Here is a 24625-nt window from a genome sequence, read left to right as displayed (position 1 = left end):
TAATAGGTCCTTTAAATATTCTTTTCGTTTTCAATGAAATCTTTTATGTAGGTAGAGAAGTCACCTCTTACCGTTTCAATTGGATTTCTCATGTCTTTATTAACCTGATCGAAAATCTCTTCATTTTCACCCTCCTTTGCTTCTATTGGCAAGTCATACAAATCAATGACGTAAACTTCTACATCGGTTGAAGCTGCTTCAACAATTAGATTACCGTTACTTATGGAGAGAAGTATTTTCGGCTTATTCATATACTATAGTTTGTTTAGCAAAAACCTGCCATAGGTACTGATCACATATATAATCATCCCCATCATCTGCTCTTTGCCGCTTTTTAATATGTTTCCAATAATTACCCTGATATACAAATACATCCTCTTTACTTTCCTGGAATCGGTCCAGCTGCCACACTCCTCTCTTAATAAGATCAAGTCCCATTGAAATATTTGAGGATGAGGTAATAATTGCCTGCCTGACTTCGATCGGGAGTTGGTTTAGCGGAACCATCTTACGCTTTAACTCTATACTTTTCATATACCTTGATTATTTCGGCGAAATGCTCAAATGGCATAGATACGATGTGATTTTCTTTGCTATAACCGTCAATCATGTGGAACAAAAACATTGGCATCCGGTGAATGGAATCATCCGATGGGAAACTCTCCAACAATTTTTTCCTTATATTTCTAAAAATCTCGTCTGGCTTTGGACGGTTTTTCATATAGCCTTTCTTTGCTGATACCAGGTACGGTATCATCACCAGATCAATTCCACAATCGTCCATCAGCCTAGACGCCATCCGGGATGTTTTACAAAGCGGGTGATTTAGTTCCTTTCTGAAAAACTGAGCAAGATATCTTTCGTAATTATTGCCTTTTTGTTTTGAATTGATTCTCTTTTTTTTATTAATAGGAGTAGGAAGCTCCTCAGGAGTTACAATCATGGATGCTATATGCTTTTAGAGCATATAAAATTAGAACATGCCTCCAGCAGGAGATTACTTTAGGTAACTTCTGAAGTTAATATGGTATTTATAATCCCGATTTGTAGTTCATGTAGGAAGTTTTGTCGTTCAGAAATAGATCTGAATCTGGGAATACGAAGTCGTGCAAAGGAATCCTTACCCGGGTTGGAAGTCTGGATTATATCCATGTTACACTGGGTAAAAAGATGGCGCAATTGACTATATAGTTGTCTGTGTTCATCCTTTTTTAAAAGATCGAGATTAAGTATGAGGGAGAAATGACGTTTGATCTCGTCGTCAGTTGGAGAAAGAGAGCGGTCAAAATTTTCAAAATAATCGTTGGAAACCACCACGAGGGCGATGATCTGCTTCGTATCATCGAGGATTATTCCCTTGCCGGCGAAATAATATCTTCCCCGGGTATGAACCCAAACAATTTCACTACCATTTTTAAATATTTCAATGAGAGTTGATACACCTACCATTCGCTTAAATTGCCTATACCACATTCTAAACTCCAACATTTCCCTGGGCACAAAACAGTTGATAAATGGTATTCTATCAGTTTTTTGTATAATAAAATCTGGATCTGGATTTAATGAAGCCAGGTCAAGGGCAAATGGATGCCCCATGTAAGGTATGGTGGTATTCCATTCATGGTTAATCATTTGATTTATATTTTTAATCTATTCAAGGTCAATACACAGATGTTGCCACATGGACAGGAGCCAGGTATTCATACATGAATGGTACAGCTCTGCAGGCAGATTTTGACTCCAGATTTGCAGCCCAATTGCAAAGAAATTCTACCATATGAGATGCGATCATAGATGCGCAATAGGTGGTTTGGGAATTAGTGCAGCTTGCATCAGGAACGTCTTCATCATCATGTAGATGGTATTGTTCATACTCCTGCATTTTATCTTCCCGGTTGCCGGCAATACTGAAAATCTGTAACTGTTCTGCGAGTAATCTGCCATCCTGGAAAAAGCAGGTTTTTCGTATTTCTTCCGGCAAACTGCTCACGTATCTTCGCCAGTTTTTAAAAGCTTGCTTTCTGGGTGTCATCTTATCCAAACCACACAAAACTATATTACCAGTTTCCGATTCCCATCCGTAGGCTCCACTTGTATGAATCTGACAATCTGGACTGTAAAGGGCAATAGATTTTTTTAAAGCCTCTGTCTTTAGTTCCCCTACGTCATGTTTATTCATAAACTGCCCACCATTGTGACTTTCAAACCTATCAAAATCATAGGTAAAAAGGTTTACACCAATTCGGGAAATAATCAAAGTAAGCCATGAGCCTATACCCCCTTGTCCAATTATAATAACGTCTTTCTTATACATCGTATCAAACCATTCTGCGCCTTTACAACGCCCATATATAGCGGGAACAATCTGTTCCCGCTCAATTAAATTATCCATAATATAAATTAATTAACAAGTTCAAGATCAAAATATGGCATCAGTACTTCTGCCACCAAATGAAAGGAAGATAACTCTGATAATATTTCAACACATTCATTCATAGTAGCAGTAAATGCCAAAAGCTGTGGGTCATTGGGAAAACAGTGCTCATAATGCGCTATGGCATTACCTACAATATAATTGCCTAGCAACTCAATATCGGAAGTTGTTTTTACTTTTTCAAGTGCGGTAGAGACAGCCACTTTGGGATTGAGATCCTGCAAAATTAATGTTGAAATGAATTCTTCTACCGTAAAATGGAAGTGGCTTTCCGCAAGGTCGTAATTCGGAAAAAGGGTATTCTGAATTAAATTTTCATTTGGAACAATAGTTTTGTTCCCTTTGGGATATACTTCCTGGCCTGTTCCCCGGTAATTAGGTGAATTCTTTTGGATTTCATTAAGTCTCTCTTTAAATAGAGGTTCTAATTCTCTGTCTGGAGCAATGATACAACATTCATGAAAACAAAATATATCTTTTGACCTTACATCTTCGTCTATAACTGTTTCAGACCACTGCCCTCTTTCATCTCTGAAGGAGATTTTATGGGATGATTCCTTTACATCAGTAGCACGGAAGACTATCTTCCCTACAACATCACCTGGATTATTTACGATTACGGAGAGATAAAAATTATGATAAGCCGAGTTTACTTTTAGCTCATCCTGATCAGTAGGAGAAAAGAAAACATCCATACTATGATGAGAATGAATATGACCGATCTTACAATCGAATAACCCAGGCCTATCCATCATCAACTTTGCTACATTCACGTCATAATCATAGTTTGTAAATGTAGCGTCTCCAATGTCCATCAGGAAAATATACTCAAGGACACATTTGAAACTCTCTTTTCCAAATGAACCTTCTGTACGGTAAAATAAAATACCGGACCATTCCTGTTTAGGAATTTCACGTAGCAGGTGCTGTATCTGCTGCCAAACTTTGTCGGGAATAATTATGGGTACGTTCTGCTTCATCTCTATTTTTTCTTCCCAGAGCGGTTCGGAACATTTTTGAGAATTGCATGCATATGTCATTTGTGTATCCTGGGTTGGGATATTTCCTTTTTTGGAATACGTCGTCATTTTCTATAATTTTTATCCGTTTGGAAATGTTTTTAAACTTAAAAATCACTCGATTTGTATCTAGCGAAGGCCCTGAGGAATTAGAGGAGGAATCCAGGCTGGAAATACGATAGTACCCTGAATCATCCTTGAACACAATATCTGCGGGAACGCAGTCATTTCTTTGCTCAAGAAATCTTACTAGATCTTCTTCCAGTTTTTCGCTGGCGGTAATATTAAGGCGGTTACCATAAGAGAAATGAAATAACTCAGCGACTTGTTCAGCAGATAAGATTGTAAAAGAATTAATAAAACCGTTAGTTATTTCCGGATTTGCTCTTGGTATAATACCCGCCCGCACACCTTCTTTATCTTTAACTTCTGAGATGTATACATAAGGAACTCCTTCGATAGACTCCCAGCATACCATTTCATTGATGTGATTGCATAGCATTTGCAACTGAATCGGATCAAAATTTTCTTTCAAATCAATTATTGTTGCATTAATAGGACCCGACCCTGTGCAAAATTCCTGGAATGCCATATAATCCCATTCTAACCGGCGAAGATGTGAGTGAACATAACCAGTTAAGATTTCTGCAACAGTACCTGTTGCTCTAACTCCTTCCGGAGTATTTTTGAGTTTTCCATCAATGCTAAAATTTAACCGAACGTACAGGTCACGAATAATATGAGAAATATTACCACTATTGGTGAGCGTAATTAATGGAAAATGAATGATTGCCTGATAGGTGAGCATTTTTTTCGCCGCTTTCAACACCTTTCTATAAAGTTCATCATCTCCTTCATTTATCGACTCAATTGATACCTGCAGTGAATTAAGAGTTTGGATCAAAGCGTATTCTTCATCGATATTTACGATATGGTTTCTCTCAGGCCCATAGACGAGGTTTAGGCATCGTTTAATTGCATGTAGAAATGACCCCGTACTGTTGGTCAATCGAGCTTTTTTAGCATAGCATTTTAGTTCAAGTCTAATGTTTTCGATATTAGTAGCCATTGCCTTAAGTATTGTTTATAAAATATATGGGGGCTAGAAAGCCCCCACCTGCAATTAATATTTAGCACATTCTAACAAAGATTTTTCCGAATGTCGTTGGCCTGCTGTTCCAGGGCATATGTTTCAGGATCAGACCACTCAGCTTTCATGTTCTTAAGCCCAGCTTTAATATTGGCAAGTTTTCCTTCGACAATGCTTATGTCATTTAACATATTTTCATATGTCGATAATGAAGCTGAAGGATTATCGGCTGGAAGTTCAGATAATTGAACTGGAGATTCGTCGTTATTATCGTCTTCATCCCCACCAGGCATGTCATCATCATCGTTATCATTACCATCGCCATCAATACCTTCTTCTTCGACGCCGCTTTTAACTTTCTGAGGAAATAGCATAATAGTGCAGTCTCCGAGAGGAAGTAAGGCCTCTGAGCTTTCCAGGGTTACCTGCGTATCTCCGACTATGGCCTTCATATCCAGATATGGCACTGCATAGTCTACCAGATTGACTTTTAACTGGCCCCAAGTTGTGGCATCAGATTCAATTGGAATTCGATTTGATCCTAAGGTGTTATAAATAGTTACTAACCTTGACATAAAATAAAATTTGTTAATAATTAATGATTAACCGCACCATTTTGCGCAAGGACTGCACTAATAGCTTCTTCCAAATCCAGTTGCCTGTAAGAAGAGCTGTTAGTATGAGCGGTTAAAAGAGTAAGTTCTTGTAGATAGGAATTACGTAGATGGTTTGTATTACCGGAGAAAGAGGAGAGTTCTTGGTTTATTTCTTTCAGGAGTTCTTTTACTGCAGGATCATTCAGGAGCTCAATTTTCTTTTTAATCCTGTTAATTTTCCTGGCGTTCATTGTACCATTTTATTTTCTCAAGTTCATTTGAGGATAAAATTTCATCTATTATTTTAAAAACATTCTTACTATCCCATGAACCCGTGCCTGGTGTAACACCAGGCTTATCGAGTTCAAATACAATATGATGAAATGGGACTGCGAGGTTACTATAAGCCCTGGACAATGGTCCAGCAAATACTATGGGTAAATTGGCATCATAGTTATTAATTACCTCGTTGAAAAGATATTGATAAAAAGGTTTCCACAGCTGCTGATGGGAACCAGGTTTATTTTGTTCACATGTGAGTGCTGAATATAATAACAATACTCCTTGCCGGCATAAATAAGATAAATCAGGGCAGTCAACCATTTCAAGGTTAAGGCCAGAATTTAAGTCACTCTCCATCGACCTGTAGAACTGAAACAATGGCGTATCTATCCTGTCAGTATTACTGCAGCTGAGTGCAATGCCATCGGCCAGGTATACTGAGTTATTCACTATGGCTGGTGGGCCATCGATAATAAATACCGTTTTGAGTTTTTCGTATGGCGTAAGCTCAAATGCTTTAAATGTCTGGTTGCTCGCAGGGCAGCTTACTCTATTGCGTCTTTTTAAAGCAATAAGTTCAGCAAAAATAGCATCGAACTCTGCTGATTCAATGAAATCGCGAAATACATCAGCCCATGAGCCAAATTTGGTTTTTACTTTTTCAAATTCCATGATATATCAGCTATTAAAGTTTTATCAATAGTAAAAGTTTTAAAGGGTTCCATCTTCTGTAGATTGAATTCATCAACCTCATATTCGCATCTTCTCTCAAAAGGAATGTTCTGTCTTATTACATTTGTAGGAAACTGATTCCAGGTATATCTTTTTGCATTGCCGATTCTGATGTACTTACCCGTACCTTTGTGTCTGATAGCGAAAATTTTCATGATATTAATATTCGTTTGCGTTTCAAAATATCTTCAACAGAATCAAGTCCCATATGACGCGCTTTTTCAGCGAGATCTTTTATTCCAAGCTTATACACATTTTGCTCAACCATTAGGTGCCTGAATCCATGGTTTCTGATATAGTAAAGCATGGCAGCTTTTCCAGCTGGATCAGGGTCGAAATTGATATAAACTGCGGGGAAATTTTCCTGAAGAAATTTCAGATCATCATTACTAATGACATTATTTCCTTCGTACTGGGTTTCACAGATGTTATGATATAATTTTTTAAGAATCATGAAATCCTTTCTAGCCTTCGTAGGAATAGCCGGTAAGCCTGGTTTCAGACTTTTAATTCCATTCAGTAAATCATGCGGAACATTCGAGAGCCATTTGTTTGCTTTGGGTGCATAAGGGCGGTATATTTTCCAATATCTGCCTTCATACAAATAAGCAAAAATCAATTCATTATTATTTAGCTGTATTTTTTTCTTGTCTATATACAATGACTCCGGAACATAACACTCCCATTTTTTGAGATCAGCAATATCAAGATGGTATTGATTCCAATACGCCAGGCTTAAAGAATCGAATGAACGTGGCTTAACCTGGAATAATTTAGGTTCATGCTGTTGATATATTACGGGCTCTTTAGTTTTCTTTATTGAAGAATCTATTTTCCTGTTTGTAATACCCAGCATCAGATCACTGTCAATCATCTGAAGCAGTTCATTATAGTTTTTCCATGGAAAGAGGTGTCTCACAAAATCTATCACTTTCCCGCTATAATGATCTCCACCGAAGTCTGTGAAATGAAGCCTTCCAGTTTTCGTCGGAATAATCGACATACTCGGCGTTCTGTCATCATGAAATGGTGAAGGAAATGGTTCTCCTAACTTAAAATCATGAGATAGGTAGTGCCGATAAATTTCATATTCACTCGTTTTGTCCAGAATATTTTCAAGAGTCAGCTCCTGCCTTCTACTGCCAGAAATCATCTCGGAAGAGGATTTAAAGCTGGTCCCGCCAAATAAGCGGGACTAACTTTCATTTTACTAATAATCGGTACTCATTTCGACCGCATCTTCAAATTCTGCGACTGGAGTAGTTTGGTCACCTGCCGGTAGTACAGCATCATCTGATTCTAACGGATTTTCTGATGGAACGTATTCGTGCATCTCTCGCAGTTTCCTTCCGATGCCGAAGAAATCGAGGCACCCGTGCTTGGGATTTGTGACCTCATTGATAAAATGTGTTGCTGGTGGAGGCATATTCTTACCGGCTACACGGAAATACCGCATGTAATCACCGGGCAGGAATGTTTGATTAAAAACATTCTGGTATTGTTTGATGCTACCATCCTTTTTATCAATACGCACGCATAGAACAGCCAGAATGTTTGATGCAAAACCGCTGTTTTTCATCTCCCTTATTTCCGTTACGTCCCCTGACATCAGCTTTGACCAGTCGATGGTGAAATCCTCAATTTCTTTAGGTTTGAGTTCTCCCTGATGTGCACGTAGGAATTTATATAACTCAACCTCACCTTCACGAGCTCTCCTCGGGCTATTTGCCTGCATCCAATCAACCAGATTCGTTTCATTATCCAGGAAATATGAGGTGTTACCTTTTGAATCAACAAATCTTACTTTGCCATCTGGAATCTGGAGAACTTTATCTGTTAATGTCCGCATCCTTAGTTTAAATAACTGAGATGTTTTTATTTCCTTAATCCATATTTCAAGTGTTAAAGCAGGGTTACCCTCATCATCTTTTTTAAAGTAAACCGGATCCTTTTCAAGTTCTTTTCCCAAAAGCTCTTCCAGTTCTACTTTTGAAGGATTAATTAAAACTACTTCGCAGACTGCCAGGCCAACCATACGTTTAACAAAATCCGGCAGCGGTGTCCTTTTATTACCTGAGATAGCCATTGTAATTAATTTTAATGTGAATAATTGTATTTAGAATGACAGTTCCGGATAAATTTCCCCCCAGTGGGTGACAGGAGGAGTTTCCGAGTCAATTTGCGGTTCAGCAATACGTATAATTTTTTCAGCAAGATGAGTGCAGCGAGAACCTAGATCTGTTTCATCTCTTTTTTTGAAATCAAGATAAACTCCATCGTTTTTCCTGTATAGTATGCCTACTGCAGAAGCAGCAGCAGTAAAGGTTGTTGACATAATACCTTCCAGTGCCATATCAACAGCTCCAACATCTTCATAGCTTTTTTCATAAATCTTTTTCCTTTCCTTTATGTGAGAGGTCCAAATAAGGAATGGAGCAGCATTATTCTCTATGAAACTTTTGATACCGGCAAAGTTGTTTCTGATATATTTGGCGCCACCGTACTTATCAACCTTACGGATATCCGTTCGCTGCTTGTCAGCAGCAACTTGACTATTATAATCCTTTAAAGCAGCACGAAGGTTAAGTTCCTGAAGATGAGTAACTGTTTCGACAGCAAAAATGGGAAATGGCATGCTATTTAAATGAGCCTTCAAATCTTCATAAACTTTTAATTTGTCACTAAAGGGAATATTATCATCGAGTTTACTTTTGAGATTTTTGTATTCTGTCATCCTATTTGCCCGATCCAAATCCCTTACAGTTTCGAAGATACCAGAGGGTATATATGCTCCATTACTGGTCATATAAAATTTTGGGGGACCATAATCCCATAACTTAGCGTAATTATAGCAATGAGGATAATCATCTACCTCAAAATGTGTATCGCCAATAAGAATCCCTTTGACATTTATCATCGAAACAGTTTTGCCCATTTTGGGAAAACTTATTATGATAAGAGATGATGGCGATTTTATTCTTACCTGCTGCCGATTAATTCTACCCGAATTGTCGATAGGAATTTTTTTATAAGGCGCAGTGCTTTCTTCTGACATAAAATTCAAAAATTTTTATATCATACTATCCGTAATTGTCAGGGAGAAGCTTGAGGAATTCGTATTGGAAAAGGTGTGTGTATTATAATGATAGTGGATAATACAATGATTATCTGAAAAAAATTAATATTGAGGTATAAATTAAGTTACGTCGATAAGAGAATCAAGCATGTACAGAAGATTGTAAGAGCCTTTCTTTCTTGGGGTATTTAAAAAATAGCCAGGACCAGCGTTTAATAATTTAGGTGACGGAACCCGAGCTTTCTTTTTTAAACCTGATCTGATCTTTTTCTTTCTCATGGGTATTAATTTCAATTGTTGAAAGATATTCCATCGTTTTTTTTATTGAACCAAGGTTAATTGCCTGGGTACACATAAGTTTGAGTAATCTTGAAAAGTTGCTGCGATAGCAAGTAGGTATTGCAAGTGTAAGCGTATCCTGTATTTTATCAAGATCTGTTTCGCCTTGCATAAGCATCTGTTCGCATTCTGTTATTAGATCATCTCTATATTTGGAGAGAGGTATTTGAATGGGGACCATGATATCTTGGTTTTTTAGATTTATCTGATATCATTTATTGACTGGAGAGAGATCTACTTGTTTTATACTCAGATTTGTTATTATTTTCCGGGACCATTTTCACTGTTCTTTCGATACCGGAATTGTCAAAGAATGTGATTTGATCAATAAAAGGAAACAGTATTTTTCCAGTGTTTGTGACAATACAATGCAAAGCTCCAAAATTAAAATTATGCTTATCTTCAATCTGGGAGAGTCTTTCACTTATTTTTGAAGGTGAAGGCTTGGATGATCTATACCAAAATATAAGTTCAATAAAATCCTTATACTTTTCCATATCTAATTTATCGATCAAATATGTTCGGGTAATGCTTGTTCCGTCCTGATACCAGACAGTAAAAAGCAATTTGAATTTATTGCGGCGTAATCCCTGTATCGGTTCTCCTATTCTAATTTCCATATGTCACAGTTTTTTCAATTAACACCAGCTAGTCCTGGAAAAAGCTATTATCAATTACGGAATCATACACATCATCAGTCATATCATCTTTTTTAGGAAGTTCACGAAATATACCGGTTTGAGGTTGATAGCCAAGTCCCATTCGAATATCTTCCGGACCATATGTATTTTTTAATATTTTTATATTCCGATATTTTTTGGCGCCTTCGACATCCCTGAACTTAGATAAATCATACCCAGCGGGATCAGGCACCTTATATCTATATGGGTCAAATAAGGATAATACACAATCTGCATCTTCGGTAAGATCTCCAGTATTTTTAAAATCTTCAAGTCTTGGCTCAACATCCCCGGCTTTTAATCGCATAGGGTTGGTAATATCTCTATTGAGCTGAGAAAGAATAAGAGCTGAATGACCGTAAAAATCTCTGGTTATGTCCGACACATCATCGCAAAAATCATCTATTACTTCTTTAAGATTTTTGTTCTGTTCTTTTTTCAGCTTTCCCACATGATCAAACAAATGAAGCCAAATAATGCTGGGATCATTAGGAATATATATCTTATTATACTTGTCAATCTCTTCGATTATACCATGTTTCCCGGCAAGCTGTTCTGTATACTTTCGAATACCGGTAGGATTTTGTCTTCCATCAATGATCGTCACGTACTCGAAAAGTTCGTTGAAGTAGCTAGTGCAACCTACAATCAGATCATGCTCATCATGTGTCAATCTCTCCGTTCGCTTCACCCATCCGAGTATTTTCTTCATTGGAATAATAATCCCTTCAGTAAGAAAGATATGCCTGCTAACCCATCTGGCTATTTTAATCGCTTTCTTTCTTTCCATCGACCAGTAAACAATCCGGAGTTTACCAAGATTACCCTCTCTGGCCAGGTGATAAAGGGGTCGGAGTACGAAAACTTCATCAGCATAGCTTGTTTTTCCACTTCCTGTAAATCCTCCCAACGCATAGAGCATCCCACCTCTCAAGGAGAGATAGTTATCAAGCTTTGGAAGTCCAAAACTGATACCTTCATTTGTGCCACTACGCCCGTAGTCAACTACTTTGAGGAAATTTTCGAACTCCGGCCTTTGTTCACCGGTAATTCGGGTACCCGTGTTTATAATGCTCATGAATTACTTTTAATACATGAATTAACCGGGCTGCCCGTATTCAATAAAGCGGCAATATTTTCAAAGAACTTTGTTTATATATTGAAATCGAAATCTGATGTCGTGGATAAATGTTTTCCTGCTTTCTTTTTCCTGGCAGCCTCCACAAAAGGTGCAAACTGTCTTATCCTAAGGAACTTTTCACTATTGGATATATATTGAATTTCGCTTTTTCCGGATTTTAATGAAAGTTCCTTCGCATTCTCAATACAGAATACTGTACCATCGAATATATCGTCTTGGGTATATAACCCTTCATTAATAATTTCATAAAATAACTTACGGGACCCTTCCTTATTTATTTTCTTTTGTTGGGTGCCGTTAAATACTCTTCCATTTAATTCGAAGTAGTCAGTAGAAGGATAAGCATCTTTCCACCATTTTTCGAAAGGATCATTTTTTTTGTCCGGAATTTGTGTTGGATTGAATTGCGCCGTCATAGCAGCATTGAGCAATTGTTTTCCTTTGAGAGTTACTATTCGGTCTTCTGTTAATAATCCTTTTCTCTTAAGGCCCTGTATCCATGAACTCAGATGGATATTATTTTCATCAAATGGAATTTGATTGACAAGTAAATGAAGAAGAAATACTGAGTTGAGGTCGGCTTTCTGATCCAGGATAATAGATAAAGCTTCAACCGGTATTTTAAAATGGAAGGTTGTATCTCCCATAGTTGGTGATGCGCTTTCTTCTGATAATTCTTGGATATTTTCCATGACAAAATACTTTTTTTTTATTTTTTTTGGCTTCTTCTTCAAAATGCCAATCTTCCTCCAATTGCTTTAAATATTCAAGTTCATGATGGTGCTGGTGTTCGTACACCTCCACTAAAAGCTCGTCTGTTCCCATTGTTTTGGATTGTTATTTCAGAAATTTTAAAAGTATGTTGCTTAGGGGCCATACATTTCTGACCATTATTATTTACAATAAGCCAGTACTTCCTGTCCGCATCTGCTGTAATGAAACCATGCTCATATACCCTCACTACGAGGCCGTGCAAATAAATATTGTAGTTAACTATAACCTGATCATCAATACCGACCAGCTTCGTACACTTAAATAGATCCACTTTGGCTATCAGTTGATGACTTAAACCTGTATGTTCATCATTTTTACAGATTCTATTCTCGCAATCATATCCAGTACATCTATATATTACTTCGTAATCCTTCCTAAAAGGCTGGGTAACCATAAAATGATCGCCAATTACAATTTCACCATCTTCAACTGGCAGATACTTCATGAAATGCTGAGAGATTTCGGACTTTTTCATAAGGAGATTAAATTAAAATATTATGGTTTCCCGATAGCCGTTATATACAATAGAATACTAAAAATGAAGTCGTACTTGATACATGACAAAAGAAATTATTGACATAGGTTGCCCAAGCCGATTTATTAAAATCAGATACAACTGGAAATTCTGCTAATAGTGATTTTTTACAGCTGGATTTAAATCAAAGATTCTGATCATGCTGTAGAATGATCGAATCTGGGTTACTATGATCATTATCCACGCCCATAGGTAAACATGGTAGACCATCGTGTCTAAGTAATGGTTGACAGCTAAACAAAAGTTGAGATTTGGTTAGTTAAACTGCTTGGATTGCAGTTATCCATATCAAAATATCATTTGGTTACTGTCTTCGACAAAAGTAAAAGAAAGTCTATCATTTTGTGAGTTTCCAATAAAATTTAGAGAATATTGAAAAAAAGGACAGTTTCATAACTTGGTAAGTTACAAGAAGTTATACTTCTTGTTCGAAGTTTTTAGAAAACTTTTAAAATACTTGTGTTCTTATATCGAATGGAGAGGAGTAAATTATCTTGTAACTAAAGTAAGGAAAGAAAACCGATTTAAATACAATCGATTCAAATACTTTCCTTTGTTAATGTATCAATAGCAAGTTGTCTTCCGGTTCTGATATTTTTCACAGAAATAATTTCTGTAATTCCGGCGCAATTATCAGGTAATAGACCTGAATAGTGGATGGTATTTACCAATCCATCGATTATATTTGGGATTATTAGGTCATCTGCAGGCGCGGTTATTTCATCTGAAAAATTTAATTCAACAAGGAATTTAGCAGATCTCATCATTTGATCATATTTAAGATTTAATAAGAATCTATATTTGTGAAAAATAAAAAATAAAAAAAATACCTTCTCTTGGAGAAGGTAAAAAGCTGGCAATATGCCATTAACTATTTAAAAATAACTGACAGTTTGACTGAAATATTTTAAAAAGTGGTCAGGTTTTGGCCAGAAAAAATCTTAAGAAGAATAAATAAATGACACTCTTGACAACTCATACCTTTACTGGACAAGGCTTTAAGTTAAATTCAAGTGCTAAGCGCAGCCCGGTAGCGCGCTTGCATGGGGTGCAAGAGGTCGCTAGTTCGAATCTAGTCGTCCCGACGAATAAGAAAAAGCCTTACAGTTAAAACTGTAGGGCTTTTTTCTTTTATGGACATTCCGATTTATAACGTTCCACCAATGACGGAACCACGGATCAAGTTGAAAAGTTGGGGGATAGTATAAAAAATAGTTGCTTTGCATCAGATTAGCCAAAGAAGCACGTGGATCAGAATTTTCGCAAACTAGTAGAGATGCTGTTACCAGCAGGAGTTTTAGAGTATTTTGACTTAATAGATTCGAGTCAGAACCAAGAGGGTATTGATATATACCTGGAAGAAAAGAATAAAATTCCGGTAGAGCATCAGCATAAAAAAGCACACTCCAAAGGATTCTTCTCAGAAGTTGCCATTCAAGATTTTCCTATACGTGGCCAAAAGGTCACACTACACGCCAAGCGCCGTCGGTGGGAGGTTTTGGATGATGGAGAGATAATAACAAGAGATTGGGAGATAGTAAAAAAAGGCACACGAATGACCCCGGAATTCGGTGCTTTTTTAAAAGGATTACTTAGATAAATACCCTGTAAGCCCAGTACAATTAGGCCATTTCTTTCAGATAGACGGTAAGCAGCTCGGTCAACACTACAAGCATCATTTGAGTGATTTCACTACCTGGAATCAAAAAGAGCATGCCTGCGAATGGATGTTATTTGAACAAAATATCAGTTCCAGCTTAAGTATAGACGAAACGGCTTTTTCCAGTGGAGAGCTGTATACAATCGTCACTAATAAGCTGGCTAGAGGGCGTAAAGGCTCAATAGTGGCCATGATTAAGGGTACTCAGTCCGATTTTCTGAAAGAAATACTGTTTAAAATTCCTAAGCGCCTTCGAGGGAAAGTACATGAAGTTACTGTTGATATGTCCGGCAGTCTGAATAAGGCAGTAAAAGCCTGTTTTCCTAATGCTCATCGGGTAATAGATCGCTTCCATGTACAACACCTGGCTTTTGAAGCGGTGCAGGAAATAAGAATAAAACATCGGTGGGAAGCCCTGGAACAAGAGAATCTGGAATATGAGCAAGCAAAACGGAATGCGGTAAAATGGGAGCCCATCAAACTTCCCAATGGGGACACAGCCAAGCAACTGCTGGCCAGAAGCCGATATTTACTATTTAAACATCCCGGACTATGGACAAGAGAACAGCGACAGAGAGCGGAACTTTTATTTAATCACTATCCTCTTATTCATAAATCCTACCAATTATCAAATGCCGCTGCAGAATCTTTTAATGCAAAAATAAAGTCCTTTAGAAACGCGCTGAGAGGGGTACGGGATGTAGAATTCTTTCTTTACAGATTAACCAAACTCTATGCTTAAAATTTATGGCTATCCCCCAACTTTTCAACTTGATCCGGAACCACCACCTAACGATTTGCCGAGTAGTTTTGACACTCCCTCCAAATGGTCCGTAATATTAAACTTACAGCACCTTTATCTCTAATTCATCCTAGCTGTTTTTTTACTTTCTTTTTCCATACCCATTGCGGTTGAACTAGCCTGCTATTACAAAAGCAGCCGCCGACAGATAGACGGCCACTTTATGCATTTGAATGATGATGATCATAAATAATATCCAGCCAGTACGATTGCATTTTCGTTCTTAACCATTGAGTAGTGATCACCCGGTACAGCGAATGTATTAATGGCTGTGGTATGTGAAGTCCAGCCCAGGTCGGCAGTAGTACCTGTTTCAGCGTCAGTAGTTGCTTTAGCAACTAACAGTGGTACTTTTATTTTCCCTTCAACGGTGTAATGCATGTACATGTTAGTAATTTTTAGGCAAAGCAGCCTTATCCCCATTAACACATCCGCTCTTTTGTGACTTATCCTGTCTGCTACCCAGGTAACAATAAAAGACAACATCTCCTCCCTTGAAAGGTGGGATATGGCTGACTTCAAGGTAAGCCTCCACTCCGACCCCAGTTCAGGAACGCTGCCATATTCTTCAAAAATACCGGCCAGCTCATCGAGCAACAGATCTACCAGGTGTTCTCCCGCAGGCAAATCGCGCGCCTGCACAGCATAAGCATCCAGCATAAATATACTTTCCACTAATTCACCCTGTTCCTCCAGCTGTTTCACCATTTCATAGGCAACGAGGCCGCCAAAAGAATGTGCCAGGAATCGATACGGGCCATGTGGCTGTATTTCCCTGATCAACGCTAAATTCCGACTGACAATCGTTTTAATGCTGGTCAACGGCGCTTCATTTTCGAATACACCCTGCATCTGCAAACCATAAACAGTTCCTTTGTTCTCCAGGGCAGCTGCAAAATCACTATAGCCTTCGCAGATACCTTCAGATCCGGGAAGCATGAATAACGGTGATGGATGTACGCCTTTATTCAGCTGCAGTATATCCCTGTTGCCCGGCTTTACCCGTCCACGCAAACTCAGCACAGGGCATAATGAAGCGATTGTCGGATGATCAAATATATCACCGAGCGATATCTGCATTCTTAGTTCTTTCCTGATTGCTGAGATCAGGCGGATAGCCAGCAATGAATGTCCACCCAATGTAAAAAAGTCATCATGTACACCTACCTTGTCTACTTCCAGTATCACACTCCATATCTCTACCAGGCATTGTTCCATTGCTGAAGAAGGCGCTCCATCCAGCCCGGCAGGGCTTCTGCTGACAACAGGATCCGGTAATCTCTTTTTATCTACTTTGCCATTGGGCATTAAAGGAAGATAATCCAGCACTACCAGTGCGGATGGCAACATATAATCCGGAAGACGGGTAGCAAGGTAAGCAAGAACCTCATCCTGGTCCAGATCACTGCCAGGTATTATATACGCCACCAGCCTCCTGTTACCGGAGCTGTCTACAGGCGCTGTTACCACTGCCTGTGCTACAGATGGGTGCTTCAGCAGTATGCTTTCCACCTCTCCCAGCTCTACACGATAACCGCGGACTTTTACCTGATCGTCAGCACGTCTCAGAAAAACAATATTTCCATCCGGCAAATATTTCACAACATCACCGGTATGGTAAACTGTGTTACCATGGCCTGACAAAAACGGATCCTGTATAAACCGCCTTTCCGTCAATGCCTCATTATTCAGATAACCTGTGGCTACTCCCTTTCCACCAATATATAATTCTCCGGGAACCCCTACCGGGCAAGGATTCATGTAATCATCCAGCACATAAACATGTGTATCGGAAAAAGGCCTGCCGATAGGAATGGTCCTATCATACGTCATATCATCTCTGACAATATGCATCAGTTTTCCTATAGTCGTTTCCGTTGGTCCGTAATGGTTAACTACCATGCAGGCACTCCCGGACAACCTGATAGCATTAATGACTTCCGTATCCAGGGCTTCGCCTCCGAATATCAGCAACTTCGCAGGAAGGAGTAACCGTCCTGGCTCTGATAGTGCCTTCCAGTGAGCGGGTACAATTTTCACACAGTCTATTTCATGCGCTGAAAAATAATCCAGCATCAGTTCCTTGTCATTAGTGACAGCTTTGGAGAAAAGGTGTAAGCACCCACCGGAAGCAAATGCGCCAAACAACACGGTGTTTCCCAGATCAGTTGCAATACTGGATAGCAACCCAAATGAGCGGCAACTGGTAATGGGAAGCGTTGCACACAAGCCGGATACATAATCAGCGAGGTTGGCATCTGATACCACAACACCTTTCGGCGTGCCTGTACTACCTGACGTATAGATCACATATGCTGCTTGTTCCGGCAGCCTATGAACCGCAGACCGTTCTGCATCGAAGCTGTTGATAATATGGCTGTCGCTATCGATCGCGATAATATCGATGTCTGCTTTGATTGTCTGTAAGGTGGGTGCATACTGGCTGCTGCTGATCATTATTTTTGCGTCTGTCTGCTCCAGCATATATAAGACCCTGTCCGTCTGCGACAGATGATCCGGATCAAGCGGCACATATGCTCCGCCTGCCTTCAGTATCCCCCAGATGCTTACTATCATTTCCAGTGAACGCTCAATACAAAGCGGCACCAGCGTATTTTCCCCTATTCCCTTACTTCGCAGGTAACCTGCCAGACGGTTCGAGTGCTGGTCAAGCTCTCCATAGGTTAAGACATTGCCCTCAAATACCAGCGCCATTGCATCCGGCGTAAGGGCAGCCTGTGCAACGAAGAGATCCACGACGGTTTTAACAGCAGACGCTGAACAATCAACCAGCACTTCATTAAATGTAACCAGTAACTGGTATTCCTCTTCAGTTGTCAGGACAGATAAGTTGCCTATTTTTCCTTCCGGCTGCCGGACAACCGACGTGAGCAACTGTCTGAAGTGCACGGCCATACGTTCGATGGTTGCCTGGCTGAACAGGTCGGTACGATAGGTGATACTACCTCTTATTCCTCCGTGGGATTCTTCCAGTAAAACGGTCAGATCAAACTTGGTAGTAATGCGGTCAACAGCTTCTTCGGACAACTCCAAACCATTCAGCTGAAGTTCCGGTGAATCAGGAATGTTCTGCAAACCGAACAATACCTGGAACAGGGGACTTCTGCTTACATCCCGTTCTTTCACCACCATTTCCACTATTTTTTCAAAGGGTACTTCCTGGTGAGCGTACGCATCCAGTGTAACCTGCTTCACCTGTTTTAATAAAGAAATGAAATCAGGATTATTGCTCAGGTCACTGCGGAGTGCGAGGGTATTGATGAAGAAACCAATCAGGCTTTCTACCTCCAGGTGCTGACGCCCTGCAGTAGTAGTGCCCACACAGATGTCTGTTTGTCCGCTGTAGCGGTGCAATAACACTTTGAATGCAGACATTAACAACATGTACATGGTAACGCCCTGCTTCAGCGCCAGCTGCTGTAATTGCAGCATTAACGACTGTTCTATCAGGAAAGAAGCACGACCCGCATCCATGCGTTGCACGGCGGGTCTTTTATAATCCGCAGACAGGTTTAACGGTGTGATTCCTTCCAGTTTTTCTTTCCAGTAGTTCAGTTTCCCTTCCATTACCGCTCCGGTCAGATAAGACCGCTGCCAGATGGCGTAATCAGCATATTGTATATCGAGCGCAGGCAATACAGCAGGGAGTCCGCTGACACGGGCGTTATACAATGATGCCAGCTCCTGTACAATGATGCCAATTGACCAACCGTCGGAAGCAATATGGTGCAATGTCAGCACCAGCACACTTTCATCCTCGCTGAGCCACACCAGGCATGCTTTCAGCATATGATCCGCAGAGAGATCGAATGGCTGATCTATAACTGACCGCACAAAAGGCAACAATGCAGCCGGATCTTTATATGCAGGATGCTGCAGCACTCCCATTTTCCATTGACCGGCATCCAGTACACGTTGATATGGTTGATCCCCCTCTTGTACAATCACTGTCCTGAGTACTTCATGACGGTCTACAATGCTCCGCAAACCAGATTCCAGTGCGTCTGCATCCAGCGCTCCCTTCAACCTTAACACCACCGGCATATGATAGGCGATGCTACCCTCCAGCTGATCTATAAACCATAACCTTTCCTGTCCGAAAGATAAAGGGATATAGGCGGGGCGCGCTCCTGAACTGATGGCTGGCGTCAACAGGCTTTTATGTTGCTGCTCAATATATCCGGCCAGTAACGAAACCGTTGCATGTGTAAAAAAGTCTTTTACTGTCAGCTCTGTCTGCAATTCTTTACGAATAGCTGAAACCAGCCTGGTGGCCAGCAGGGAGTGCCCCCCCAGCTCGAAGAAGTTATCGGCGATACCTATTTCATTTACACCCAGTAATCGTTGCCAGATGTTGACCAGTTTCTGTTCAAGTTCGGTAGCTGGTTTCTGCGAGTTCTTCCTGCTTTCCCATTGTCTGTTATCCAGTTCTCCCAAAAATTTCCTGTCTACTTTAGCATTGCGTGTTAGTGGAAGACGCGGCAGTGCAATGAAGTCGGCAGGTACCATATAGTCCGGCAAGCGCTCCTGTAGCTGCTTCCGCATATCCTGTTGCAGCAGAACACAGATATCTGCGAACAAAGGAATGTTTGGATGGGCACGATTTGCTGTATCACTGTTGTGTGGTACTGTAATAAATCCGGAAAACGCCGTCTGTTCCAATACGAGGTTAATCATCAGTGGGTCTTCATGTAACAGGAAGCGGGGTTGGTATCCTGCTGAAGTAGCCAATGATATAATTTCATTGAATGCGACACTTTCGTTTTCTGCTTTCTCTGTGTAATGTTGCAGATCGCGGACAGTTGTCACATATTTATCGTTTAACCCTTTTGTCAGCAGTGCCTCCCTCCTCAAACGAGGGTTGGGAACGTCCGTCAGACATATCACCGGTTCTTTAGCATCCAACTGTGATACAATACTTTCTTTAGCTGCTACATCGCTCCAGGATTGCCATTCCGGTGCTACCTGCTCTTTTGCGGTCCCTACATGCAGGACCACTGTATAACGATACAACGTCAGTTCATTTTCATAATTCCCCTGTTTCCATTGTATCTCCACATGCGTAATTTCCGGGAAACTTTTTCTGAGGTTATAAAAATAGGCAGGCGGTACACAAAGCTCTTCCTCCTTTAAGACTTCCTGGTCTATTCTCCAGAGGTATTCATTGATACCTGTTTTTCCCTGAAATCTGTTTAAAGACAACCTGCTTTTAAACAGCCACAGGAGGCGGCTGTCACGTACATCACCTATTATAATCCGTCCATGTCCGTTTAGCAGTGAGAGACTTTTCTTCAGCACATCGGATAGATAACTCTCACTCGGGAAATACTGAATAACAGAATTCAGCAATACCACATCCACCCTCTCATCTTCCGGCAACGCTATTTCATGCGCAGGTCCAACTTTCAAAGTAGTGTTGGGATAATTCCTTTCTGCCTTGTCTATTTTTTTTCTGATCTGATTGATGGACACTTCAGAAAAATCAGTGCCTGTATACCTGTCGATATGCGACGCCAGCGCATAGTATATCAGACCTATGCCACATCCTATCTCCAGTACAGCTGATGTTTTCTCCGACAGGACAACCGCAGCGACGTCGTTCAACCATTCTTTCATCTGTTCTGCCGGGATAGGGCCGCCAGTAAAGCTGTCGTTCCATCCTGTAATATTAAATTCTTCGTCCGCCACCACCTCTGCTACTGCATTGCTATATTCTGTTTCATACAATTCTTTCCAGCTCTCCACACGTTTCTTATACAAATCCTCTTCCTGCTGCTTTACGACTTTCTGGTCCGGCACATAATATCCTATCAGTCTGTCTGTACCATCAGGCTCCTTCTTCATGGCAACGCAGCTATCCGTGACGGTGTTCATTGCATTCAATATATGTTCGATTTCTTCCAGCTCGATACGGAAGCCTCTTATCTTTACCTGGTTATCTATTCTTCCCGCATATTCGATATTTCCATCAGGCCTCCATCTTGCCTTATCGCCTGTTTTATACAATCTGGCCCCCGGCATCTCACTAAAGTGGTCGCCGATAAATTTTTCGGCTGTAAGTGCAGGACGGTTCAGGTAACCGCGTGTAACTCCCGCCCCTCCAATATACAACTCACCCATTGCGCCAACAGGTACAGGGTTTCCAAAGCGGTCCGCTATATAGACTTTCACATTTGCCAGCGGTTTGCCAATAGGCAACGCATCGCTGTATGGCTCCTTCTCCGGCGAATAATGATAGGCTACCGCTGAAATGGTTGTTTCAGTCGGACCATATATATTGTAAAATTCAACCAGTCCGTTCCAGCTATCTGCCAATGCCCGTTTGCATAACTCACCTCCGGCGATGACTCTTTTAAGTCCGCTGTAGCGACGAGGCGTTATATTTGCGAGGAATCCCGGCGTTGCTTCCAGGTGGCTGATCTGTTGTTCATCTAAAAACTGTTCAAACAAATGAGCTTCCAGTAACAGCCTTTTCGGCATTAGTACCAGGGCTGCGCCATTCAGGAGAGCAAAGAATATCTGCTCTACGGAGGCATCAAAACAGTAATTAGAGAACAATAAAATACGGTCATCATTCCTGATACCATAAGCCCTGCTCTGGTAACGGATAAGATTAGCTACTGTATGATGCTCTACCAGCACGCCTTTGGGCTCGCCTGTCGAACCTGATGTATAGATCACATAAGCCAGGTTGTCTGCATGTAAACTGTTATTTACCGGTGTAGTATCTTCATTTGCAATATGCTCCGCGTGCTCATCTATTACTATTACCTTCACCTTTTCATCCGACAACCATACGGGTCTGCTCAGGGCACTGGTGACAATTATTTCAGCGCCTGTATCTTCCAGGATAAATGCGATACGTTCACGCGGATACTCAGGGTCTATCGGCACATAGGCGCCACCGGCTTTCAGGATTCCCAGAATACTTATTATCATTTCAGCTGACCGTTCCAGACAAACAGGCACCAATGTTTCTTCCGCTACCCCCTCACTCCTTAAATGACACGCCAGTTGATTAGCGCGATCATTCAACATGCGGTAGGTCATTACGTCATCTTCAAATATCAGAGCAGCAGCATCCGGTGAGGCATCTGCCTGCGCTTCAAACAATTCAACAAGTGTATGATACGCATCTGCAAGGCTGCCTGTGGCTGTATTGTTGAAGTCGGTTAACAACTGATTCTTTTCTATGATATTCAGCATCTCGATTCTCTCTATCTCTTTTCCAGGCATTGCGACAACAGCGCGCAGAATATTTTCATAGTGCTCCAGCATGCGGAGGATGGTTTCCTCTTTATACAGGTCTGTATTGTACTCCGCCTGTATCCATAGCCCTTGTGGGTTCTCGACTATAGAGAATACAAAATCAAAAGTACTGGTAGTGTGTTGAAACTCTTCCTGCGACAGTGTTACATCTCCCAACTTCAGATCTTTGCTTTCAGGAGTATTCTGCAACACGAACATGATCTGAAACAAGGGATTCCTGCTGACATCCCGGTTTCCGGAAATTTCTTTTACAACTTGTTCAAATGGTACTTCCTGGTTTTCGAATGCTCCCAGCGTTGTTTCTTTTACCCGCTGTAATAGTGCAGAGAATGAAGGATTTCCTTTCAGATCATCCCGTAATACCAGCGTATTTACAAAAAAACCGATCAACCCTTCGGTTTCTTTTTGTAACCTGCCGGCAATAGCCGCTCCTACGCAAATATCATCCTGATCGCTGTAGCGGTACAATAATACTTTAAAGGCTGCCAGCAGCGTCATAAACAAAGTGGTGCGTTCCTGCTGTGAGAGAAGCCGCAGCCGGTCCGTCAACACCTTGTCTATGGCAGCTCCTCTGATGCCGCCTTTGTTACTTTGTACGGCAGGCCGTTCATAATCAGTGGGCATTTTTAGCAGCGGTACGCCATCCAGTTTATTCTTCCAATATGCCATCTTGCGATCAAGAAGTTCTCCTTCCAGGTATTGCTGCTGCCACAATGCATAATCAGCGTACTGTATGGCCAACGGCTCCAGCGTGGGCGTGCGTTTCTCCGCATAAGCGTTGTACAGCTCTACCAGCTCATTTACAAGAACGGATATTGACCATCCGTCCGATGCGATGTGGTGCAGGTTGACAACAAGAATATACTGTGCATCATCGATTCTGATCAGATGGGCACGCATCATGTGATCCTGCGAAAGATCGAACGGTGCATGAATTAACTTCATCAGATATACCTGCAATGCCTGCTGATCATCTTTCAATGAAAAATCCCTGACTGTATCCATCTGCCACTTATCCTTCTCCAATATATACTGGTAAGGCTTTCCATCTTTCTGTCTTATCACTGTTCTAAGTGCTTCATGCCTGTTCACGATTGACGTGAGTGCATCATTGAGCGCCCTGGCATCGAGGTTTCCCTTCAACCTGATGGCAGCCGGCCGGTGATACTGGACGCTTCCTTCCAACTGATCAATAAACCACAAACGTTCCTGGCTATACGAAAGCGGGATATGCTCCGGCCGGGCAGCACTCTCTATTACCGGTACCAACGCAGCTCCTGAACGGTATTGCAGTTGGACAGACAATGAAGAGATGGTTGGATAATCAAAAATGTCTCCTATCGTAACTTCTGTTTGTAACTTCTTCCTTATCGAGGAAATCAACCGGATAGCCAGCAGGGAATGACCTCCCAGCGCAAAAAAATCATCATACAATCCTACCTGTTCCACTTCAAGCAGATCTGACCAGATAGCCGCCAGGTCCCGCTCTATGCCTGTTACCGGCGCCACATAACCTGATATGAATAAGGTTGAATCCTCCACTGGCAGGGAACGACGGTCTATCTTTCCGTTCGGGAGCTGCGGGAACTGCTCCAGCACTACCCATGACGAGGGTACCATATAATCCGGCAATTGCTCTTTCAGATATGCTTCAAGGCTTGCGATATCTGCATGGCTGTGCGCCTGCACATAGCCTACCAACCGATTGTTGCCGCTGTTATCTTTGCGCACCTGCACCACTGCCTGTTGAATATCCGCATGCTGCATGATCACGTTTTCTATTTCTCCCGGCTCTACACGGTAACCACGGATTTTCACCTGGTTGTCTATACGTCCCAGGAAGACGACGTTGCCATCGGCCTGGTATTTCACCCGATCACCGGTGCGGTACAACTTCCCCTGGCCATTGAATGGATCCTGCATAAATTTCTCTGCTGTCAGCGCCGCGTTGTTCAGATAACCTTGCGCAACGCCTTTACCGCCTATGTATAATTCTCCTGGAATACCCACCGGACAAGGATTACCGCCGGCGTCGAGTATGTATATATGTGCCGAAGAAAATGGTTTGCCTATGGGGATGTTCTCTTCATAAGAACGACCTGTCTCTACTATATGCAGTAATTTTCCTATAGTCGTTTCCGTTGGGCCATAGTGATTCACTACTACGCATGCTGC

General features: G+C 41.1%; 22 protein-coding genes. 2 read left to right on the top strand and 20 right to left on the bottom strand.

Translation table 11 applies throughout. The annotated features are described in order from the left end of the window. Positions 1-11 precede the first annotated feature (11 nt). The 19 genes from AC1DFM_RS10385 to AC1DFM_RS10295 all read right to left on the bottom strand — a co-directional run bounded on the left by AC1DFM_RS10385 (position 12) and on the right by AC1DFM_RS10295 (position 13465). Complete coding sequence (locus AC1DFM_RS10385; protein WP_477076652.1) at positions 12-251, bottom strand: hypothetical protein; 240 nt, start codon at positions 249-251, stop codon at positions 12-14. Beyond that, positions 244-534 carry a hypothetical protein gene (locus tag AC1DFM_RS10380; RefSeq protein ID WP_477076651.1) on the bottom strand — a complete coding sequence of 97 codons (291 nt, stop codon included), beginning with the start codon at positions 532-534 and terminating at the stop codon, positions 244-246. Before AC1DFM_RS10380 ends, AC1DFM_RS10385 begins: the two co-directional genes overlap by 8 nt. Next, positions 509-943 carry a hypothetical protein gene (locus tag AC1DFM_RS10375; RefSeq protein ID WP_477076650.1) on the bottom strand — a complete coding sequence of 145 codons (435 nt, stop codon included), beginning with the start codon at positions 941-943 and terminating at the stop codon, positions 509-511. The genes AC1DFM_RS10380 and AC1DFM_RS10375 overlap by 26 nt, the downstream gene beginning before the upstream one ends. A gap of 59 nt (positions 944-1002) precedes the next feature. Continuing rightward, positions 1003-1632 carry a hypothetical protein gene (locus AC1DFM_RS10370; protein WP_477076649.1) on the bottom strand — a complete coding sequence of 210 codons (630 nt, stop codon included), beginning with the start codon at positions 1630-1632 and terminating at the stop codon, positions 1003-1005. A gap of 28 nt (positions 1633-1660) precedes the next feature. Beyond that, complete coding sequence (locus AC1DFM_RS10365) at positions 1661-2392, bottom strand: ThiF family adenylyltransferase (protein ID WP_477076648.1); 732 nt, start codon at positions 2390-2392, stop codon at positions 1661-1663. 8 nt (positions 2393-2400) lie between these two features. Further along, positions 2401-3414 carry a hypothetical protein gene (locus AC1DFM_RS10360; protein WP_477076647.1) on the bottom strand — a complete coding sequence of 338 codons (1014 nt, stop codon included), beginning with the start codon at positions 3412-3414 and terminating at the stop codon, positions 2401-2403. After that, positions 3347-4522 (bottom strand): hypothetical protein, encoded by a 1176-nt coding sequence (locus tag AC1DFM_RS10355; RefSeq protein WP_477076646.1) that lies wholly within the window; start codon positions 4520-4522, stop codon positions 3347-3349. The genes AC1DFM_RS10360 and AC1DFM_RS10355 overlap by 68 nt, the downstream gene beginning before the upstream one ends. A gap of 71 nt (positions 4523-4593) precedes the next feature. Then, positions 4594-5118 (bottom strand): hypothetical protein, encoded by a 525-nt coding sequence (locus tag AC1DFM_RS10350; RefSeq protein WP_477076645.1) that lies wholly within the window; start codon positions 5116-5118, stop codon positions 4594-4596. 20 nt (positions 5119-5138) lie between these two features. After that, entirely contained in the window at positions 5139-5390 is a 252-nt protein-coding gene (locus tag AC1DFM_RS10345) for a hypothetical protein (RefSeq protein WP_477076644.1), read from the bottom strand. Continuing rightward, entirely contained in the window at positions 5371-6093 is a 723-nt protein-coding gene (locus AC1DFM_RS10340) for a uracil-DNA glycosylase family protein (protein WP_477076643.1), read from the bottom strand. The genes AC1DFM_RS10345 and AC1DFM_RS10340 overlap by 20 nt, the downstream gene beginning before the upstream one ends. 211 nt (positions 6094-6304) lie before the next feature. After that, a complete protein-coding gene (locus tag AC1DFM_RS10335; RefSeq protein WP_477076642.1) occupies positions 6305-7306 on the bottom strand; it encodes a hypothetical protein in 1002 nt (333 codons plus the stop codon). Between the two features lie 57 nt (positions 7307-7363). Next, entirely contained in the window at positions 7364-8239 is an 876-nt protein-coding gene (locus AC1DFM_RS10330; RefSeq protein ID WP_477076641.1) for a hypothetical protein, read from the bottom strand. Positions 8240-8269: 30 nt separating this feature from the next. Next, positions 8270-9208, bottom strand: coding sequence for a hypothetical protein (locus AC1DFM_RS10325; protein WP_477076640.1), 939 nt, complete (start codon positions 9206-9208; stop codon positions 8270-8272). A gap of 241 nt (positions 9209-9449) precedes the next feature. Further along, the gene (locus AC1DFM_RS10320) at positions 9450-9749 is read right to left on the bottom strand and encodes a hypothetical protein (RefSeq protein ID WP_477076639.1); all 300 of its coding nucleotides are present in this window, start codon (positions 9747-9749) and stop codon (positions 9450-9452) included. A gap of 34 nt (positions 9750-9783) precedes the next feature. Next, positions 9784-10188, bottom strand: coding sequence for a hypothetical protein (locus AC1DFM_RS10315; RefSeq protein WP_477076638.1), 405 nt, complete (start codon positions 10186-10188; stop codon positions 9784-9786). Positions 10189-10216: 28 nt separating this feature from the next. After that, the gene (locus AC1DFM_RS10310; protein ID WP_477076637.1) at positions 10217-11326 is read right to left on the bottom strand and encodes a DnaB-like helicase C-terminal domain-containing protein; all 1110 of its coding nucleotides are present in this window, start codon (positions 11324-11326) and stop codon (positions 10217-10219) included. Between the two features lie 74 nt (positions 11327-11400). Beyond that, a complete protein-coding gene (locus AC1DFM_RS10305) occupies positions 11401-12081 on the bottom strand; it encodes a hypothetical protein (protein WP_477076636.1) in 681 nt (226 codons plus the stop codon). Between the two features lie 80 nt (positions 12082-12161). Then, positions 12162-12638, bottom strand: coding sequence for a hypothetical protein (locus AC1DFM_RS10300; protein ID WP_477076635.1), 477 nt, complete (start codon positions 12636-12638; stop codon positions 12162-12164). A 599-nt stretch (positions 12639-13237) separates the two neighbouring features. Then, positions 13238-13465 carry a hypothetical protein gene (locus AC1DFM_RS10295; protein ID WP_477076634.1) on the bottom strand — a complete coding sequence of 76 codons (228 nt, stop codon included), beginning with the start codon at positions 13463-13465 and terminating at the stop codon, positions 13238-13240. 509 nt (positions 13466-13974) lie between these two features. Between AC1DFM_RS10295 and AC1DFM_RS10290 the strand changes: the two genes are divergently transcribed. Further along, complete coding sequence (locus AC1DFM_RS10290; protein ID WP_477076633.1) at positions 13975-14298, top strand: ISAon1 family transposase N-terminal region protein; 324 nt, start codon at positions 13975-13977, stop codon at positions 14296-14298. Between the two features lie 40 nt (positions 14299-14338). Then, the gene (locus AC1DFM_RS10285; protein WP_477077079.1) at positions 14339-15100 is read left to right on the top strand and encodes an ISAon1 family transposase; all 762 of its coding nucleotides are present in this window, start codon (positions 14339-14341) and stop codon (positions 15098-15100) included. 243 nt (positions 15101-15343) lie between these two features. Here AC1DFM_RS10285 and AC1DFM_RS10280 read toward each other — a convergent pair whose 3' ends face one another. After that, positions 15344-24610, bottom strand: coding sequence for an amino acid adenylation domain-containing protein (locus AC1DFM_RS10280; protein WP_477076632.1), 9267 nt, complete (start codon positions 24608-24610; stop codon positions 15344-15346). Positions 24611-24625: the final 15 nt, after the last annotated feature.

The organism is Chitinophaga sp. 05T412 (assembly GCF_056396465.1).
Note: the sequence above shows the minus strand (reverse complement) of the source record. Positions and strands in the feature narration are given on the sequence as shown.

Excerpts from the sequence above, each read along its gene's own strand:
- AC1DFM_RS10385 (WP_477076652.1), bottom strand. The coding sequence starts at position 251 with ATGAATAAGCCGAAAATACTTCTCTCCATAAGTAACGGTAATCTAATT.
- AC1DFM_RS10380 (WP_477076651.1), bottom strand. The coding sequence starts at position 534 with ATGAAAAGTATAGAGTTAAAGCGTAAGATGGTTCCGCTAAACCAACTC.
- AC1DFM_RS10375 (WP_477076650.1), bottom strand. The coding sequence starts at position 943 with ATGATTGTAACTCCTGAGGAGCTTCCTACTCCTATTAATAAAAAAAAG.
- AC1DFM_RS10370 (WP_477076649.1), bottom strand. The coding sequence starts at position 1,632 with ATGATTAACCATGAATGGAATACCACCATACCTTACATGGGGCATCCA.
- AC1DFM_RS10365 (WP_477076648.1), bottom strand. The coding sequence starts at position 2,392 with ATGGATAATTTAATTGAGCGGGAACAGATTGTTCCCGCTATATATGGG.
- AC1DFM_RS10360 (WP_477076647.1), bottom strand. The coding sequence starts at position 3,414 with ATGAAGCAGAACGTACCCATAATTATTCCCGACAAAGTTTGGCAGCAG.
- AC1DFM_RS10355 (WP_477076646.1), bottom strand. The coding sequence starts at position 4,522 with ATGGCTACTAATATCGAAAACATTAGACTTGAACTAAAATGCTATGCT.
- AC1DFM_RS10350 (WP_477076645.1), bottom strand. The coding sequence starts at position 5,118 with ATGTCAAGGTTAGTAACTATTTATAACACCTTAGGATCAAATCGAATT.
- AC1DFM_RS10345 (WP_477076644.1), bottom strand. The coding sequence starts at position 5,390 with ATGAACGCCAGGAAAATTAACAGGATTAAAAAGAAAATTGAGCTCCTG.
- AC1DFM_RS10340 (WP_477076643.1), bottom strand. The coding sequence starts at position 6,093 with ATGGAATTTGAAAAAGTAAAAACCAAATTTGGCTCATGGGCTGATGTA.
- AC1DFM_RS10335 (WP_477076642.1), bottom strand. The coding sequence starts at position 7,306 with ATGATTTCTGGCAGTAGAAGGCAGGAGCTGACTCTTGAAAATATTCTG.
- AC1DFM_RS10330 (WP_477076641.1), bottom strand. The coding sequence starts at position 8,239 with ATGGCTATCTCAGGTAATAAAAGGACACCGCTGCCGGATTTTGTTAAA.
- AC1DFM_RS10325 (WP_477076640.1), bottom strand. The coding sequence starts at position 9,208 with ATGTCAGAAGAAAGCACTGCGCCTTATAAAAAAATTCCTATCGACAAT.
- AC1DFM_RS10320 (WP_477076639.1), bottom strand. The coding sequence starts at position 9,749 with ATGGTCCCCATTCAAATACCTCTCTCCAAATATAGAGATGATCTAATA.
- AC1DFM_RS10315 (WP_477076638.1), bottom strand. The coding sequence starts at position 10,188 with ATGGAAATTAGAATAGGAGAACCGATACAGGGATTACGCCGCAATAAA.
- AC1DFM_RS10310 (WP_477076637.1), bottom strand. The coding sequence starts at position 11,326 with ATGAGCATTATAAACACGGGTACCCGAATTACCGGTGAACAAAGGCCG.
- AC1DFM_RS10305 (WP_477076636.1), bottom strand. The coding sequence starts at position 12,081 with ATGGAAAATATCCAAGAATTATCAGAAGAAAGCGCATCACCAACTATG.
- AC1DFM_RS10300 (WP_477076635.1), bottom strand. The coding sequence starts at position 12,638 with ATGAAAAAGTCCGAAATCTCTCAGCATTTCATGAAGTATCTGCCAGTT.
- AC1DFM_RS10295 (WP_477076634.1), bottom strand. The coding sequence starts at position 13,465 with ATGATGAGATCTGCTAAATTCCTTGTTGAATTAAATTTTTCAGATGAA.
- AC1DFM_RS10290 (WP_477076633.1), top strand. The coding sequence starts at position 13,975 with ATGCTGTTACCAGCAGGAGTTTTAGAGTATTTTGACTTAATAGATTCG.